17 protein-coding genes and 1 pseudogene are annotated in these 16,611 nt (G+C 54.9%); 5 read left to right on the plus strand and 13 right to left on the minus strand.

Annotated elements, in window-relative coordinates:
* Positions 1 to 19 precede the first annotated feature (19 nt).
* The 8 genes from srlD to LG374_RS03780 all read right to left on the minus strand — a co-directional run bounded on the left by srlD (position 20) and on the right by LG374_RS03780 (position 8,672).
* Entirely contained in the window at positions 20 to 805 is a 786-nt protein-coding gene (gene srlD / locus LG374_RS03745; protein ID WP_225756456.1) for a sorbitol-6-phosphate dehydrogenase, read from the minus strand.
* 13 nt (positions 806 to 818) lie between these two features.
* Complete coding sequence (locus tag LG374_RS03750) at positions 819 to 1,190, minus strand: PTS glucitol/sorbitol transporter subunit IIA (RefSeq protein WP_225756457.1); 372 nt, start codon at positions 1,188 to 1,190, stop codon at positions 819 to 821.
* Between the two features lie 3 nt (positions 1,191 to 1,193).
* Entirely contained in the window at positions 1,194 to 2,183 is a 990-nt protein-coding gene (locus tag LG374_RS03755) for a PTS glucitol/sorbitol transporter subunit IIB (RefSeq protein ID WP_225756458.1), read from the minus strand.
* Positions 2,184 to 2,194: 11 nt separating this feature from the next.
* Positions 2,195 to 2,752, minus strand: a complete 558-nt coding sequence (srlA, locus tag LG374_RS03760; RefSeq protein ID WP_225757996.1) for a glucitol/sorbitol-specific PTS transporter subunit IIC — start codon at positions 2,750 to 2,752, stop codon at positions 2,195 to 2,197.
* A 637-nt stretch (positions 2,753 to 3,389) separates the two neighbouring features.
* Entirely contained in the window at positions 3,390 to 5,312 is a 1,923-nt protein-coding gene (gene parE / locus LG374_RS03765; RefSeq protein WP_225756459.1) for a DNA topoisomerase IV subunit B, read from the minus strand.
* Between the two features lie 67 nt (positions 5,313 to 5,379).
* Positions 5,380 to 6,162: a nuclease-related domain-containing protein gene (locus LG374_RS03770; protein WP_225756460.1), complete on the minus strand. Its 783-nt coding sequence runs from the start codon at positions 6,160 to 6,162 to the stop codon at positions 5,380 to 5,382.
* A 123-nt stretch (positions 6,163 to 6,285) separates the two neighbouring features.
* Positions 6,286 to 7,584: a PilT/PilU family type 4a pilus ATPase gene (locus LG374_RS03775; RefSeq protein WP_225756461.1), complete on the minus strand. Its 1,299-nt coding sequence runs from the start codon at positions 7,582 to 7,584 to the stop codon at positions 6,286 to 6,288.
* Positions 7,585 to 7,601: 17 nt separating this feature from the next.
* Complete coding sequence (locus LG374_RS03780; RefSeq protein WP_040389175.1) at positions 7,602 to 8,672, minus strand: type IV pilus twitching motility protein PilT; 1,071 nt, start codon at positions 8,670 to 8,672, stop codon at positions 7,602 to 7,604.
* Positions 8,673 to 8,830: 158 nt separating this feature from the next.
* Here LG374_RS03780 and proC point away from each other — a divergent pair, with 158 nt between their 5' ends.
* The 5 genes from proC to LG374_RS03805 are packed head-to-tail and all read left to right on the plus strand — an operon-like array spanning position 8,831 to position 12,619.
* The gene (gene proC, locus LG374_RS03785; protein ID WP_225756462.1) at positions 8,831 to 9,673 is read left to right on the plus strand and encodes a pyrroline-5-carboxylate reductase; all 843 of its coding nucleotides are present in this window, start codon (positions 8,831 to 8,833) and stop codon (positions 9,671 to 9,673) included.
* A gap of 4 nt (positions 9,674 to 9,677) precedes the next feature.
* Positions 9,678 to 10,208: a YggT family protein gene (locus LG374_RS03790; protein WP_225756463.1), complete on the plus strand. Its 531-nt coding sequence runs from the start codon at positions 9,678 to 9,680 to the stop codon at positions 10,206 to 10,208.
* Complete coding sequence (locus LG374_RS03795) at positions 10,208 to 10,501, plus strand: DUF167 family protein (RefSeq protein WP_225756464.1); 294 nt, start codon at positions 10,208 to 10,210, stop codon at positions 10,499 to 10,501. Before LG374_RS03790 ends, LG374_RS03795 begins: the two co-directional genes overlap by 1 nt.
* Before the next feature lie 3 nt (positions 10,502 to 10,504).
* The gene (gene mnmG / locus LG374_RS03800; RefSeq protein ID WP_225756465.1) at positions 10,505 to 12,358 is read left to right on the plus strand and encodes a tRNA uridine-5-carboxymethylaminomethyl(34) synthesis enzyme MnmG; all 1,854 of its coding nucleotides are present in this window, start codon (positions 10,505 to 10,507) and stop codon (positions 12,356 to 12,358) included.
* 9 nt (positions 12,359 to 12,367) lie between these two features.
* Positions 12,368 to 12,619 carry a hypothetical protein gene (locus LG374_RS03805; protein WP_225756466.1) on the plus strand — a complete coding sequence of 84 codons (252 nt, stop codon included), beginning with the start codon at positions 12,368 to 12,370 and terminating at the stop codon, positions 12,617 to 12,619.
* 238 nt (positions 12,620 to 12,857) lie between these two features.
* Here LG374_RS03805 and LG374_RS03810 read toward each other — a convergent pair whose 3' ends face one another.
* From LG374_RS03810 to LG374_RS03830, 5 genes and pseudogenes are all read right to left on the minus strand, one after another.
* Positions 12,858 to 13,739 (minus strand): IS4 family transposase, encoded by an 882-nt coding sequence (locus tag LG374_RS03810; protein WP_225756467.1) that lies wholly within the window; start codon positions 13,737 to 13,739, stop codon positions 12,858 to 12,860.
* 104 nt (positions 13,740 to 13,843) lie between these two features.
* Positions 13,844 to 14,634: pseudogene (locus LG374_RS03815) on the minus strand (IS5 family transposase).
* Between the two features lie 187 nt (positions 14,635 to 14,821).
* Positions 14,822 to 15,301: a type IV pilin protein gene (locus LG374_RS03820; RefSeq protein ID WP_225756468.1), complete on the minus strand. Its 480-nt coding sequence runs from the start codon at positions 15,299 to 15,301 to the stop codon at positions 14,822 to 14,824.
* A gap of 4 nt (positions 15,302 to 15,305) precedes the next feature.
* Positions 15,306 to 15,818: a GspH/FimT family pseudopilin gene (locus LG374_RS03825; RefSeq protein ID WP_225756469.1), complete on the minus strand. Its 513-nt coding sequence runs from the start codon at positions 15,816 to 15,818 to the stop codon at positions 15,306 to 15,308.
* Positions 15,819 to 15,828: 10 nt separating this feature from the next.
* Positions 15,829 to 16,605, minus strand: a complete 777-nt coding sequence (locus LG374_RS03830; protein ID WP_225756470.1) for a hypothetical protein — start codon at positions 16,603 to 16,605, stop codon at positions 15,829 to 15,831.
* Between the last annotated feature and the right edge of the window lie 6 nt (positions 16,606 to 16,611).

The following is a 16,611-nucleotide window of genomic DNA, read 5'->3' on the forward strand; positions in this document are numbered from 1 at the left end:
CCGCCCGGTAGGTTTTGGCTCAGAACATCACTTGTCCGCCGGTGATGTTGATCGACTGCCCCGTGCAGTAAGAGGCTTTGTCGCTGGCGTAGAAGAGCAGCACGTTCAGCACGTCCTGATAGTCGCAGCCGCGTTTCAGCGGGACTTTGTCGATGTAGGTCTGCTCGACCTGATCTTCCGGAATGCCGAGTTTTTTCGCGTATTCAGGGATCAGCGACTGGAACATCGGCGATTTCAGCAGGTTGCCCAGCATCAGCGCGTTCACGGTGATGCCTTTATCGGCAAGGTCAAGGGCGAGCGACTGGGTGAGGCCGACCGCGCCGAATTTGGCGGCGCTGTAGCCGGAGTTGTATTTGCTGCCGACTTTGCCCGATTTGGAGTTGATTTCGATGATGCGGCCATGGATGCCGTCGCGGATCATCAGGCGGGCGAAAGCGCGGGCGCAGAGGAAATAGCCGGTGAGGTTGACATCCAGCGAGCGCTGGAAGTCTTTGAGCGGGAAGTCCCAGATAGGCGAGGCTTTGGCGACGCCGGCGCTGTACAGCAAAAGATCGCTACGGCCAAAGGTGCGGTCCACAGCAGCAGCCAGTTCGTCCACTGCCGCTTCGTTGGTGGCATCCGCCGCAAATCCGGCGGCAGTGCCTGCGCCGTGGGCAGCGTTGATTTCGGCGGCGACGCGTTCGGCGTTATCGCCGTTCAGGTCGGCGACGGCGACGCGGTAGCCGGCATCTGCCAGGCCTTTGCTCAGGAAGGCGCCGAGGGTTTGTCCGCCGCCGATGACGATGGCTGTGGGTTTGTTATTCATAGTTGTTCTCCTCTTAGCAGGTTTCGATGATGAAGTCGCTGTCTTCTGTCAGCGTGTCGGCGGGCAGGTGGCCGAGCAGGTGCACGGTGCCGGGCAACTTGGCTTCTTCTGCGCCGTCGAAGTAGATGGTGATATGGCCGAGTGAGCGGAAGTTGTCGAGGGCGTTCTCGCCGACAGCGGTCAGCGGGAAGCGTTTGCCGCCGAGGATAAAGAGGTCGCCGGGGGCGAAGTCCTGTTTCAGCTCGCCGTGGCTGTGCAGGAAGCAGTATTCCGCCATGTCCGCCGTCGCTTCCGTTTCCGCGAAGGTGATAAACATGCCGTCCGGGAAACCCTCCCGCGCGGCACTGCCGGCGCGGGTGAATTGAGCCTGATAGATGACGCGCATGATTTAGCCCTGATAGATGAAGCCGGAGACGAACCAGGCGAGCAGCACGGTCGGCGCACCGGTGAGGAAGCGGCCAAGCAGTACCGAGGGCACACCGACCCGCACCGTATCCTGCTTCGCTTCCGCGAGCGAGAGACCGACCGGGATGAAGTCGCAGGCGGCTTGCGCGTTGATGGCGAAAAGGGCAGGCAGCGCCAGATGCGGCGGGACAACGCCCTGTCCAATCATGGTGCCGACCAGCACGCCGATGACTTGCGCGATAACAGCGCCTGGGCCAAGGAAGGGCGAGAGGAAGGGGAAGGAACAGATCAGCGACAACGCAATCAGGCCGATGGGGCTTTTCGCCAGCGGTTCGAGACCGTGCGCAATCCAGTCACCGAGACCGGAAGCGATGATGATACCGATCAGCGCCGAAACAAAGGCCATAAAGGGCAGGATGGTTTTCAGCACCGTATCGATGGTGTCGCGTCCCGCCTGGAAGAAAACGGCGATGACCGAACCCATGCCGATACCGATGCGCGCCAGAAGGCCGTCCGACTGCTCAGTGATCTTCTTGCTGGCGTCATAATCGCGCGGCGCGTTGGCCGCTTGCGCAGCGGGCGCAGGCGTCGCGGCAGGCGCTTCACCATCGGCGAGATGGATGTCATGCGGACGCACGGCGGAAACATAAATATCTTCGACGATGAACTCCGCCAGCGGGCCGGATTTACCGGTAGCGTGAATATTGATGGTCGGGATGCGCCGCTTCGGATAAAGGCCGCAGCGTAGCGTGCCGCCACAGTCGATAATCGCGACGCCGATTTCCTCCGCCGGCGGTTCGCCTTCCTTGAAACCGTCCACCGCTTCCCAACCGGTCAGCTCAACCAGACGGTCAACAATATCCGGACGGGTACCGGCGGTCATATAAAGAATCTTCTTGCCTTCCTCGACATTCAGCAGCAACGGGCCGCCCCAGCCGCCATTACCTTTGACAATGCGGATAACCTTGCTCATGACGTGCTCCTTTAATTACTGCTGCTGAGATTGACGGTGCGGTCAAGACGGATGCCCATGCGCTTCTCGAACAGCGCCGTTGTCCAGTCATTCACCCAGCCCCGGAAGAAATTGGTCACCATGCCGACCAGCAAATAGCAGACGGCAAGCGGTGCCAAATCCAGCCCCAGCGTTTTCAGGCCGTTGGCGATACCGAGATAAACGAACAGCTCGCCCGGATTGATGTGCGGGAACATGCCGTTCATCGAGTGACAGCTATACGACGCTGCCGCGTAATAACTGGGCTTGTAGCACTCCGGCATGAAGCGGCCCAGGCTGAGCGTCATCGGATTACAGAACACAAACGTGCCGATGACCGGCAATACCAGATAACGGGACACCGGATTGCCCGCACACTTCTGCGCCAACCGCTCGATGCGCTGCTGACCGACAAAGGCAATCACCGCATTCATCACCACCAGCAAGGCAATCAGCAACGGCAGAATCCCCGTCACCATGCCGACGAACACCTCGCCGCCCTTTTGAAACAGGCCGATAAACCACTCGGCCCCATGCGTTACCGCATTCATAGCGTTCATAAACACCTCTTGAAGAAGGAAGAAAACCCCGCCGTACCGCCGCTTATACCCATCCCAAACCTGAGTGTGTGGGTGCACCTTGCCGTACTAATGTGTACGGCTTGCGGTGTACCGCCTGCTCAGCTTGATGCCTGGGATGAACACTGTGCAGCCTGCGCGACGTCAGTTTGAATTGTAGCGATAAGAATAGATGAATAGCAAGTTTTAGCTTGCGATTCATAGCAATTACCCTTGATTTGTCTTGGAATTTTGTTGAGGAATACCGTGACGACTTCCGTGAAATTCACGTTAATATCACATAACACCATGAAATAGATGAATTAAAATCGCATATCCTGCATGTAATGAAACCAAGCAATCACCCTTAAACACTTGGGAAAATGCTTGCATTTATCGCGCAGGTGCTGCTTACGGCTTGTGCAGTGACGGAACATGCGCTGTTACCTATATACAAAAGGCAGCCATCCCGCGAAAATCCTGCTTCTCGACGGCGGCAAAGTCTTCCGCTTCATTGAAGTGTTGCCCGTTCCGCGACAAAAAACCGCCCCGAGGGGCGGTTTTTTTGTCGCAGGATAGGAAGCGAAGGTTACGGAGCAATTGTTTATCCCGCTTCCCGCTGCCGTTTGTGTCAAAACATAGGCAATGCCGCCGTGTCGAAGGCGTCGAGGTTTTCGGCGTGGTCGCCGTTGGTTTCTATCCACTGGCGGCGGTCGGCAGCGCGTTTGTCCGCGAGCAGCATGTCGAGCAGGGCTTCGGCGCTTGCCGCGTCGTGGTAGGTGAGGCGGACGAGGCGGCGCGTGTCCGGATTCATCGTGGTTTCGCGCAGTTGCGGCGGGTTCATTTCGCCGAGACCTTTGAAGCGGGTAACGTTGATTTTGCCGTGGTAGCCGTCGCGGCGGATAGCGGTGATGGTCGCGTCACGTTCGGCTTCGTCCAGCGCGTATTCGATGCGTTTGCCGGCGTCAATGCGGTAGAGCGGCGGCATGGCGACATAGAGGTGTCCCGCTTGGACCAGTGCTGAGAAGTGCCGCACCATCAGGGCGCAGATGAGGGTGGCGATGTGCAGGCCGTCCGAGTCGGCGTCAGCGAGGATGCAGATTTTGCCGTAACGCAGGCCGCTCAGGTCGTCGCTGGCCGGGTCGATGCCGACGGCGACGGCGATGTCGTGGATTTCCTGCGAGCTCATGACGACGGCGGAGTCGTCTTCCCAGGTGTTTTTGATTTTGCCGCGCAGGGGCATGATGGCTTGGTATTGGCGGTCGCGCGCCTGTTTGGCCGAGCCGCCCGCCGAGTCGCCTTCGACAAGGAAGAGTTCGGTCAGGCGGTTGTCCTGGCTGATGCAGTCGGCGAGTTTGCCGGGCAGTGCCGGGCCGCCGGCAGTGCGTTTGCGGGTGATTTGTTTGTTGCTGTTGAGGCGTTTTTGCGCGTGGCCGATGGCGAGCGCGGCGAGGGCTTCGCCGATGTCGGCGTGTTTGTTGAGGTAGAGGCCGAAGTGGTCTTTGACGGTGTTGCCAACCCAGGCGGCACATTGGCGCGAGGTGAGGCGTTCTTTGGTCTGGCTGGAGAATTGGGGTTCGGGGATTTTCACGGAAAGGACGTATTGGCAACCTTCCCAGATGTCTTCCGGCGCGAGTTTGACGCCGCGCGGCAGCAGTTGGCGAAATTCGCAGAATTCGCGCAGGGCATCAACGAGGCCGCTGCGCAGGCCGTTGACGTGGGTGCCGCCGCCGATGGTGGGGATGAGGTTGGCATAGCTTTCAAAGGTGCCGTTTACGCCGCTGCCTTCTTGCCAGGTGAGGGCGAGGTCGATTTGGCCGTCGCTGTCGCTATGGTTCAGGGTGTAGGGTTCGGCGGGCAGGGTGTCGTCGCCGGTCTGTTCGCTAAGGTAGGCGATGAGGCCGTCCTGGTAGCACCATTCGTCGTGTTCGTCGCCCGCTTCGTTGGTAAAGCGGATGTTGAGGCCGGCGCAGAGGACGGCTTTGGCTTTGAGGGTTTGTTTGAGGCGGGAGATGGCGTAGTTGGGGCTGTCGAAGTAGGCGGGATCGGCCCAGAAGCGGACGGTGGTGCCGTGGCGGCGTTTACCGATATCTTCGACGACGGTCAGTGGTTCAACCACATCGCCGTGCGCACAGGCAAGGCGGTAGCGCCGCCCGTCGCGTTCGATGTCCACTTCAAGGCGGGTGGAGAGCGCGTTGACGACGGAGACGCCGACGCCGTGCAGGCCGCCGGAGTAGTTGTAGTTTTTGCGGCTGAATTTGCCGCCCGCATGCAGGCGGGTGAGGATGAGTTCGACGCCGCTCACGCCTTCTTCGGGGTGGATATCCACCGGCATGCCGCGCCCGTCGTCCTGCACGCTGAGGGAGCCGTCGCGATGCAGGGTGACGTGGATGTTTTTGGCGTAGCCGGCCAGGGCTTCGTCCACGCTGTTGTCGATGACTTCTTGCGCAAGGTGGTTCGGGCGGGTGGTGTCGGTGTACATACCCGGACGACGACGGACGGGGTCAAGTCCTTTGAGGACGTCGATGTCGGCGGCGCGGTAGTGATCTGTCATAGTTTTTGGCCTGTGTGGTGAGTGGTGAATTTGGTATTTATCCCGCTTGGGGCAGTTTTTGTCTTGGTTATGCTTCAATGGGACGTGTGCCGTGGCAGCGCGGATATTTGCTGCATCCGTAGAAGGCTTTGCCTGCATGGGGACCATTTTGGGCAATGCGCTTTTCCATTTTTCCACCGCAACGTGGACAACGTGGTTCGCTGCGGATTTGTTCGATGTAAGCGATGTGGCGGATGCGGTTTTCGGCGGTGTTTTCGAGGCGCAGTTTTTGGATAGCGGCGATAAGGCGCGGCAGTTCTGGCAACGGGATACGGGCTTCGCGCGGTTCTTTGATGTAGTTCAGGTAGGCAGCGCCGCCGTTGCAGACATTTGCAGGTAGTGGGGTTTTAAATTCGCTGTCTCCGATAAAGACGATCACGGAGTGAACCAGGCTATTATCAATGTTCAGCGCGCTGGCGATAACCTGGCAATGTTTGTAATTTTGACGCAGCGGGTTTTGGAAGGTGTTTTTCTGTTTGTACAGGACTTGTGTCCATTGGCTGTCATATTCGTTGCCGTATATCCAGCCATCCATGTTTTTGGTTTCGATGATGTATAGACCGTAAGGCGAGACCACAATGTGATCTATTTGGGTCGTGCCGCCATCCGGTAGGGGGATAAGGATGTTGTCCAGACCGATGTAGTTTTCATCCAATCCGCTTTCATTCAGGATGCTGATGCGGCTTTCACCGATATCGCCCTTGTTTCTACGGCGGCGGGCAGGTTTGGTTTTGCCCGTCCCGGCAAGCAGGCCGAAGGCGGCACTGATGGCAAGTATCAGGGCGATGGCGATGATAGTCAGGGTATTCATGTGGGATAGATGGATGGTGTGGTTGCGATGCTGTTCTTCCCCCGCTTGGCGGGGCGAGGATTATAAACGGCGAAGGCAGGCGTTGCCGCCTGCCTTGTCCGTGTTCGCGATGTGGTTTGTGGCTTAGAGTTTGCCTTCACGTTTGAGACGCTCGCGTTCTTCGCGGTCTTTGCGCATGAGTTCGCGAGAGAGCGCATCGTCGCTCTTGACCGAGAAGATTTCGCCGCGTGATTGCATTTCCGGCGGCAGGCGACGGTTCGATTGGGCGCGCAGGCGGATACGGAAGTTGTTTTCGGATTCGACGTAGTTGATGGCATCCTGGAAGGAGATAACGCCGGATTCGTACAGTTCGAAGATACTGTGATCGAAGGTGAAAACACCTTCTGCCGGGTTGCCGCGTTCCATCGCTTCAGGGATGGAGCCGAGGTCACCTTCGGAGATAAGGTGACTGATGTACGGAGTGTTCATCATCATTTCCATCGCCACGATTCGTCCCGGACGGTCGGAGCGGGGCAGGAGGCGCTGCGAGATAAGGCAGTGCAGGTTTTCCGCAAGCTCTGGCTGAATTTGGTGCCGCTGTTCGCGCGGGAAGAAGTTATAGATACGTTCCAAGCCTTGCACAGAGTTGGTAGCGTGCAGGGTGGCGAGGCACAAGTGACCGGTTTCGGCGAAGTGCATCGCATATTGCATGGTGTCAATATCGCGGATTTCCCCGATGAGGATGACGTCTGGCGCCTGACGCAACGAGTTTTTCAGAGCCATGCCGTAGGAAGCGGTATCAATGCCGACTTCGCGCTGGATAACCACAGATTTTTTCGGCTTGTGCACGAATTCGATCGGGTCTTCGACAGTGATGATGTGGTTCTGCGAGTTTTCGTTACGGTGGTCAATCATCGAGGCGAGGGTGGTGGATTTACCATTACCGGTTGCCCCGATAACGATAACGAGACCGCGCTTGACCATCGAGATTTTTTTCAGGATATCTGGCACCGGCAGTTCGAGATCATCCAGTTTCGGGATGTTCGCCGGGATCAGACGCAGCACCAAGCCGGGCACGTTTTTTTGCAGATAGACGTTAACCCGCAGGTAGGTGACATTCGGCACTTCCACCATCATGTTGAGTTCGTGCGTACGCAGGAATTCGTTATAGGCTTCAGGGCGGGCGATGACTTCAATGAGGTTGTAGACGTCGCCTTCTTCCATGTATTTTTTGGTGTAGTTCAGCTGACCGTCAGTCTTGATACTGATGTAGTTCTCGCTATTGATGAAGATATCCGAGGCGTTCTTTTCAGCAGCGTGCGCCACCAGTTTGTCGAACATCGGCCGTAGGTCTTCGCGCGGCATGCTGGTTTTTTTCTGCGCGATATCGGTCCGGCTGATGGGCGTGAGGATAGTAGGGGAATCGAGGGATACGGCTTCCATGGGGCAACTCCGTCGGTTTATCCGTGGGTAAAGAGGGTTTTGTCGTGCGCTTTGGCGGCAGCAGTCTGTCTGTCGATAAGACCTTGGGCAACGAGGCGTTGCAGGGACTGGTCAAGGGTCTGCATGCCGTACTGCGCACCGGTCTGGATAGCGGAATAAATCTGGGCGATTTTGTCTTCGCGAATGAGGTTTTTTACCGCTGAAGTAGCAACGAGGATCTCGTGTGCTGCGACCCGGCCACCGGCAATTTTTTTCAGAAGCGTCTGGGCGATAACCGCTCGCAATGATTCAGATAGCATCGAGCGCACCAGTTGTTTTTCTTCGCCGGGGAAGACGTCGATAATCCGGTCAATGGTTTTTGCAGCGGAGGAGGTGTGCAGGGTGCCGAACACCAAGTGCCCGGTTTCTGATGCGGTCAGCGCGAGGCGGATGGTTTCCAAGTCACGCAACTCACCGACAAGGATGATGTCCGGGTCTTCCCGCAGGGCCGCGCGCAGGGCATTGTTGAAGCTCTTGGTATCACGGTGCACTTCCCGCTGGTTAACCAGGCATTTCTTCGATTCGTGCACGAATTCGATCGGGTCTTCGATGGTAAGAATGTGTTCGTGGCGGTGGTTATTGATGTGATCCAGCATCGCAGCAAGCGTGGTGGATTTACCGGAACCGGTCGGCCCCGTCACCAGCACCAAGCCGCGCGGCACATCAATAATGTCCACAAATTTTTCCGGCGCTTTCAGGTCTTCCAGTGACAGCACACGGCTGGGGATAACCCGGAACACCACAGCAAGGCCACGGTTCTGGTTGAAGACGTTCACCCGGAAACGGGCAATCCCTTTGACTTCCGTGGAAAAGTCCGCTTCCCAGTGTTCTTCAAAGTCCTTGACCTGGGTATCGGTCATGATCGAATAAATCATATCGCGCAACTGCTGGCGGTCAAGCGGTGGCAGATTGAGTCGCTTGATATCGCCGTCCACCCGAATCATCGGCGGCAGTTCGGAGCTGAGGTGCAAGTCAGACGCTTTCTGTTTGTCGGTAAAACGCAACAGGTCATCCAGCTTAGCTTCATTCTTTTCTTTTTCAATATTCATGACAACATCCTTTTCCAATTCTTAAAAAATATCAAGGTGCATATATTACCGCAAAACGCCGTAAAACAAAGCCAAACTTCCGCTCACACAGGGTAAACATGGTAAGATTCGCGCCGTTACGCCTCTCCCGACCAGAACAAACATTACAGGATATACACATGGCCACAACCATCGGATTCCTCGGTGCCGGCCACCTCGGCTCCGCCATTATTAGTGGCATGCTTGCCGACGGTGCTAACGGCTTCTCGGCCAAACACATTCATGCCACCTGCAAAAGTGCCGCCAGCGCTGCTTACCTCAAACAAGCGCACGGCATCAACGCTCATACCGACAACCGCAAGCTCGTCGCCGATAGTGACTACATCATCCTTGGCGTCAAACCCGTGCAGATGAAAGCGGTGCTGGACGAACTTGCTGACTGCAATCTTGACGACAAAATCATCATCACCCTCGCCGCCGGCATCCGCATTGAACACTACCGCCGCATCCTCGGTGACGACGCCATCATCATTCGCGCCATGCCGAACGTCGCTGCCTCACGTCAGGCCTCGCTTACCGGTATATATAGTGATGACGACCTTGACCCCAGCGAAGAAGACCTCATTAACGCCGTCTTCACCGCCATTGGCGAAACCGCCTGGCTGGACGACGAAACCCAAATTGACGGCATTACGGCGCTTTCCGGCAGCGGCATCGCCTACTTCTTCCGCCTGATGCAGGCGATGCTGGACGCAGGCGAACGCTACGGCTTCGAGCGTGACGAACTCTACGACATCATCACCTGGACAGCCGTCGGCGCGGGTACCCTCGCCCTGGATAACGACCATACCCCGCCCGAATTTGACGACTACTGCCAAAAAATTGCCGTCCCGGGCGGCACCACCGAAGCGGCGCTTGCCGTTTTCGACCGTGCCAAACTCGATACCATTGTGGACGATGCCATGACTGCCGTCGCTGCCCGCAGCCGCGCCATTGCCGACGAACTCACCAAAGACTGGTAAACCCATGCAAAACATCCTTCTCTTCATCAGCAAACTCCTCATCGCCCTCTTCCTTATCCGCTTCCACGCCAACCTCTACCGTCTCGGCTTCAATCCGCTGGCGCAGCAGTTAAACCGTCACACCGACCCGCTGGTGCTGCCCTTCCGCAAACTTTTGCCACCCTCGCGTTACGACTTTGGCGCACTTGCCGTTGCCGGCATCATCGCCCTGGCCATCTCCCTCGTCTTCACCGCTGCGATACACGCCTCCTTCGGCGTCTTCATCGCCCTGTTCCTCACCCTCATCATCAACACCTGGCTGAACACCATCTTCTACGCCATCCTCATCATCGTCATCGGTTCCTGGCTGCAAACCGACCCACGCCAGCCGGTGATGCAAATCGCCCTCGCCTGCGCTGACTGGCTCATGGCACCACTGCGCCGCATCATCCCACCCATTGGCATGATTGACTTCACCCCGATGGCGGCGCTTTTCGTCCTCTATCTCGCGCAAAGCGGCATCAACCGGCTCCTCCTCGGCGGACTTATCGACTGATGGCTGCCGCACACTGGCAGGCGGATACCCTCGTCCTTGCCGTGAAAATCACCGCTCGCGCCAGCCGCGAACAATACCAGGGTATCCATGACGACCGCCACAAAATCGCCATCACTACCGCCCCCGAAGACGGTAAAGCCAACGCCTACCTTTGTCGCTGGCTGGCCGAACAATTCGGCGTAAGCAAACGCGCCGTGAACGTGCAAAGCGGTGAACGCAGCCCGTTAAAAATCCTTGCCATCACCGCGCCGCAAAAACTTCCTGCCGACTGGCAACTACCCGCCCAACCCTGACATATGCAATCCCCCTACACCTACCAAGTCCTCGTTATCGGCGGCGGACACGCCGGCGTCGAAGCCGCCTGCGCCGCCGCACGCATGGGCGTCCGAACCCTGCTCCTCACCCACAACATCGAAACCATCGGGCAAATGAGCTGCAACCCTGCCATTGGCGGCATCGGCAAAGGCCACCTCGTCAAAGAAATAGACGCCCTCGGCGGCATCATGGCACGCGCTGCCGATCGTGCCGGCATCCAGTGGCGCATCCTGAACCGCCGCAAAGGCCCCGCCGTGCGCGCCACCCGCGCCCAGGCTGACCGCAACCTCTACAAAAGCGCCGTGCGTGAAATGGTAGAGAACCAGCCTAACCTCGACATCTTCCAGGCGGCTGTTACCGACCTCATCATCGAGAACGGGCGCATATGCGGCGTGCGCACCCAACAACAAATTGACTACCGCGCCGAAGCAACCATTCTCACCACCGGCACCTTTCTCGGCGGCAAAATCCATATCGGCCTGAACAACTTCCCCGGTGGCCGTGCCGGCGATCCACCTGCGAACGAACTCGCCGCCCGCCTGCATGACCTGCCGTTCAACCTCGCGCGCATGAAAACCGGCACCCCGCCGCGCCTTGATGCGCGCACCGTCGATTACAGCCGCATGGAAGTCCAGCCCGGCGATACCCCAGTACCCGTCTTTTCCTACCTTGGCAGTGCCAGCGAACACCCGCGCCAAGTCAACTGCCACATCACCCGCACCAACGAACGCACCCACGACATCATCCGCGCCTACATCGACCAGGCGCCCATGTACGCCGGCGTCATCAAAGACGCCTACGGCCCGCGCTACTGCCCGTCCATCGAAGACAAAATCATGCGCTTCGCCGATAAAACCAGCCACCAAATCTTCATCGAACCCGAAAGCCTGACCACCGGCGAACTCTACCCGAACGGCGTCTCCACCAGCCTGCCGTTTGAGGCGCAAATTGCCTATATCAACAGCATCGCCGGCCTCGAACACGCGCGCATCACCCGCCCCGGCTACGCCATCGAATACGACTTCTTCGACCCGCAAGACCTCGAACACACCCTGGAAAGCCGCCACATCCAGAACCTCTACCTCGCCGGACAAATCAACGGCACCACCGGCTACGAAGAAGCGGGGGCCCAGGGCCTGCTTGCCGGTATCAACGCTGCCCTGCGCGTGCAGAACCGCGAACCCTGGTACCCCGAACGCGAAGAAGCCTACCTCGGCGTCCTCATCGACGACCTCATCACCCAGGGCACACGCGAACCCTACCGCATGTTCACCAGCCGCGCCGAGCACCGCCTACTCCTGCGCGAAGACAACGCCGACGCCCGCCTCACCCCTACTGGCTACGAGCTCGGCTGCGTGGACGAACACCGCTACAGCCACTACCGCCGCAAAGAAGAAGCCGTTGCCCGCGAACAAGAGCGCCTGCGCCACACCCACATCAGCCCGGCGCACCTTGCGGGCATCAGCCAGAAAACCAGCGCCGCCGAACTGCTGAAACGTCCCGAACACGACTACGCTCAACTCGCCGCCCTGCCTGGCTTTGATGCCCCACCGCTGGACGATGCCGTCATTGAACAAATTGACATCGCCGCCAAATACGCAGGCTACATCGAACGCCAACAACACGAAGTCGAAAAACTCAAAAACAACCGTGCGCACAAACTGCCACGCCCCTGCGACTACCGCGCCATCCACGGCCTTTCGGCGGAAGTCGCGGAAAAACTGGATAAAATCCAGCCGGAAAACCTCGAACAGGCAGCGCGCATCCCCGGCGTTACCCCGGCAGCGCTATCCATCCTCCTCATCCACCTCAAAAAACACCCGCAACCCAAATAAGGAACCCTCATGGCTATCAACGCAATCAAAGACCTCATCTTCGGCAACAGCTCGCCTGTACTCAACTGGCAAAAACTGAAAAGCCGCAACAACAAACATACCCCGGAACTCTATCGCACCCCTGTCCCCGGCGGCTGGCTGGTGAGCCAAAGCGAGACCGGCGGCCTGGTGTACATCCCCGACCCCGATCACGAATGGGATGGTCACTCGCTGAAAACCAACAGCTACCTAGACGAAGAAGAAGACAGCACCGATAACTAAATTCACCGACAACCACGCATAAAAAAGCCACCGATCGCGGTGGCTTTTGCATCAAAGAAGCCTATGACAAGCATCATATAGTTAACCATCTAAAAAACTGTAACAGTGGTGCGTCGCCTTGCCGTACTACCCATACTGTCTGCGACGGCACGCCTTGTTACACTTTTTATCTATTCAACCTTCGTACACGACAAAAAAATCCCTCATCCCACATCCTCCTTGACCGCCAGTAAATCCGTCACCTCAACGCCCAATACCCCCAACAGACTGACATCAACCTGTCTATCTTCGCCGGTGCGGTCATATGTGTGTCTTCCAGATTGAACCCTTTGCTTTTCAGGCAGCCAAACGGCGTCTCTATCTGCCAACGTTCGCCGTATGCTTCAATCACCTTGCCCTCTTTGTCACTGCAAACCACCAGCAGTTGCCCGTCGGTCAGACGGGTAGCCTTAAGATAGTGCTGTTGCCCATACAGCATCACCGGCCCCAATCTTTTCCCTTCACCTGTTTTCAGCGCCCGAAAGTGGCTCTTCAACGCCCGCCTTGTGCCACCTTTTCCCGCTATCTGCGCGTTTTCCTTGCAGCGGATGCAGTAAGAAATCCCTGCTTGACGCAGATACGCCAGCCATTCATTGCCAATGAACTCCCGGTCAGCATAGAGGGTTTCGATATGGACTTCGGGAAAGGTCTCACGGAAAAGTTCCAGCAAACCCATTCGTTCGCCTGTGTTGGAGTTTCCCTTTTTATCCAACGTTTCCCACAGTACCGGGATAGCGACACCACGCCAGACGACGGCGAGCACCAGGATGTTGATACAGGATTTGCCGTATTCCCATGTCGTGCGGTCGAGGGTGAGGCGGACGTTTTGCCAGCCGAAAACCGAGAAGACGAAGCGGGCAACATCGGTTCTGCCGATAAGAGCCCCGGCAAAGAAACGCTGCATACGGCGATAGATAGATTCCGGCTTGGCCTTTGAGGAAAAGGCGTTTTTGAGCGCGGATAGATTGACGGTTTGGCGGACAAACAGTGCGGTGATGATGCTGGCGAGGCAGTTGATTCTTGCTTTGTGCCAGGAAAGGTGTTGCTTTAAGATGTCGGAAAACCCGCTGGAATTTGGCATGGTGTGCGTCGTCGTAAAACTTACACTTTGCTATGTTTTTCAGCGGGTTTTGTTTTTTTGTCGTGTACGAAGCTATTCAACATAACCAAATCGCTAGAACGTGTTCATAGTCTTCGTAGCATGACTCCCATGAAAGTCAAAACTACCATTTGTAGGTTGGTACTCAACTTACGCTCGCAGTTTTTCCAAAGCCGCCTATTCTTTTCCAACCAGGAAAAACTGCGCTCTACTACCCATCGCTTCGGCAATACCGCAAGACGGTGCAATTCGTTTCGTTTGACAATCTCTACCTCCGCACCCATCAACTCCTGTACCGACGAAGCAAATGCCTGACCCGTGTAACCGCCGTCAGCAAGGATTTTTTGTATCGCACCAAGATTATCCCGCCCACGTTCCAATGCTAGCAGGCAGCCTTTTCTATCCGCAACATCCGCCGTCGTTACCGCAAAGGCATGCGGCAAACCCTGCGTGTCAACCGCTATATGCCGCTCGATACCGCTCACTTTCTTATCGGCATCGTCGCCTTTTTCCATGACGGTATCCGTGATCTTCACGCTCTGCACATCAATAATCAGGAAAGTGGTTGCTTCATGGCATCCCTACTTGCGACGTGCTGCGGTCACCTGATTTTTTTAACGCTTCCTCAAGGAGGCTGATGCCACTTTCGCGGAGCTCGCTTCATCTCTGGAAGTAGGAATGAACGGTACGCTATTTGGGAAAATTGCCTGGTAAGGCACGCCAGACACAGCTGTTGCGCAGAAAATAGAGAATGGTACGAGACATCGTACAAGTCCACTTTGCGTGGTGCTGTGCGTCTGCGGGCACTTTCCAAAAGAGGAAGAAGAGAAGCAAATTGTTTGCGACTTATATCGCTTATGTAGGCTTTTCTGTTCATGCCGATAGGTTACAGCAGAAGCGGAGACTATAAACACGTTCTTAGAACGTGTTTATGGAAAATAGCTAATATTAAAGTTCTCTCCTGCATGCAAGAGAGAACTCTAAGTTAACGGAAGTCAATAGTCATAAATAAAATATAACGACTCACTGCGTCATATCCATCTTCATTAATAATGAACTAGAAACTAGTTTGACCAACATTGTAATGAGGTCTCATCGCGACTACCACTTGGAGGTGTCGCCGCAGTTTTTGATGCCATCTTTGCACCACTTTGGTTATAGAAAAAATAGGCACAATCCTTGTCTCTCTGCGCCTGTTTACCAATAGCTTGTGCCTGCAAGGTGTATCCAGTCGGAGTAACACTATTTGGCACAAAACTAATCTCATAACGCTTATTAGTATTACTCGGAATATTCGCAAATCCCCAACTGCTTATAGTTGCATTACTAAGCGTATTTCCATTTGTCAATTTACTATAATCACGAGTTACTCGATAATTCTGATCAATTTGCTGAGCGATAGCTTGCAAAGCATTACGTGCTTCTACGCGCTGAGCTCGAACGACATATCGCGTATAATTAGGTATCGCAATAGCTACAATTATTGCTATTATTGCAATAACAATCAGCAATTCTAGCAAAGTAAACCCTTTATTTGTTTTCATTACATTAAGCTCCTCTTAAACGTCCACCTGATGAAACATTCACTTTTAATTCATGGTTATTAAGTTTTACCGTAACAGAACCACCTGCATTGATATCTAGGCGACCATTCCCTAAAAATCTTAGTTGACCAGCAGTCGCGATCGAACCATCCATAATAATCTCAACTTTTTTATCAGTTCGAGGACTATCTTGTAAGATTTCTGGATCCTGCCCTGCAACTTCATGTAAAACAAGCCAGCCATTACTAAAATCACTACTGCCACTACATCCTGTTCCATTTGCATTAGATGCACAAAAAACCACACCGTCTTTTAGTCGTAAAGCTTCGCTTTGAGCAAAATAAAAAGAACTTTTCCAATCATTAAGCACGGAGCGTACTTTATGTCGCTCCATCATGTTTCTATAGTTCGGTGCAGCCAAACCCACCAAAATTCCTAGAATTGCTATTGTTATTAATAGCTCAAGCATGGTAAAACCCCGCGAAGTTTGGCATTTACCTCTATTTTTTTTTAGCATAGTCATCTCCTTAGCCATTTAACAAATAAATTGCCTGCATAACCGCATTTGTTGTTTTGACTGCACTACCACCATTGCCATTACCAAAGCCCACTGCAGTGATACGAAATACAACGACATCACCGCTCTTGAGTTCTGTCCCAGCAGCAAGATCAGGAAACTCCATGGCATTGATTTCCTTGGCGAGGAAACGCTCGATGATATAACGTGGTTTTAGTCCTGATGTTGTCGAACATTCCTTACACTCTATAGAAGGAAGTATCGCATTAGCAGTGGAATTCATTTGCTTTCCCGCTACTTTTACTTGGTTAGAGTTTATCGACCAATCTACACATATCCAAAACGGACGACACGTTTTATCATATTTTTGGGAAAGGACATATTGCTGTGTATAAACTCCATTATTCAAAATCTCTTTTTTTCCCACCTTATCAAAGGCATCTTCAAGCGCTTTCTTTTCCTTACTCCAGAAGGTATTCGCCCACTCTGCTTGATTCTGTTCATCACAATATTTCTCTTTTGTCTTTCCTGGAGTAAGTGTAATAGAACCATCTTCTAGACAAAGTTTACGTCCTTGCTCAAGAATAAATCGTTCCGCCGCTCGTAATGCAGTATCAGCAGATTGCCGCGCTGTCAGCATCTCAAAATCCGCCCCAGCCTTTCGTTCCTCTAAACGAGAACTGGTCATGGCAAACCGAATTATTCCTAATAAAATTAACAAGAAGACAAGACAACTGAGTAGCACGACACCCTGCTCCCGCTTACTCACAAAAATATTTCTTTTCATTTCAAC

It is taken from the genome of Cardiobacterium sp. Marseille-Q4385 (assembly GCF_916618745.1).
In the GTDB taxonomy this organism is placed as follows: domain Bacteria; phylum Pseudomonadota; class Gammaproteobacteria; order Cardiobacteriales; family Cardiobacteriaceae; genus Cardiobacterium.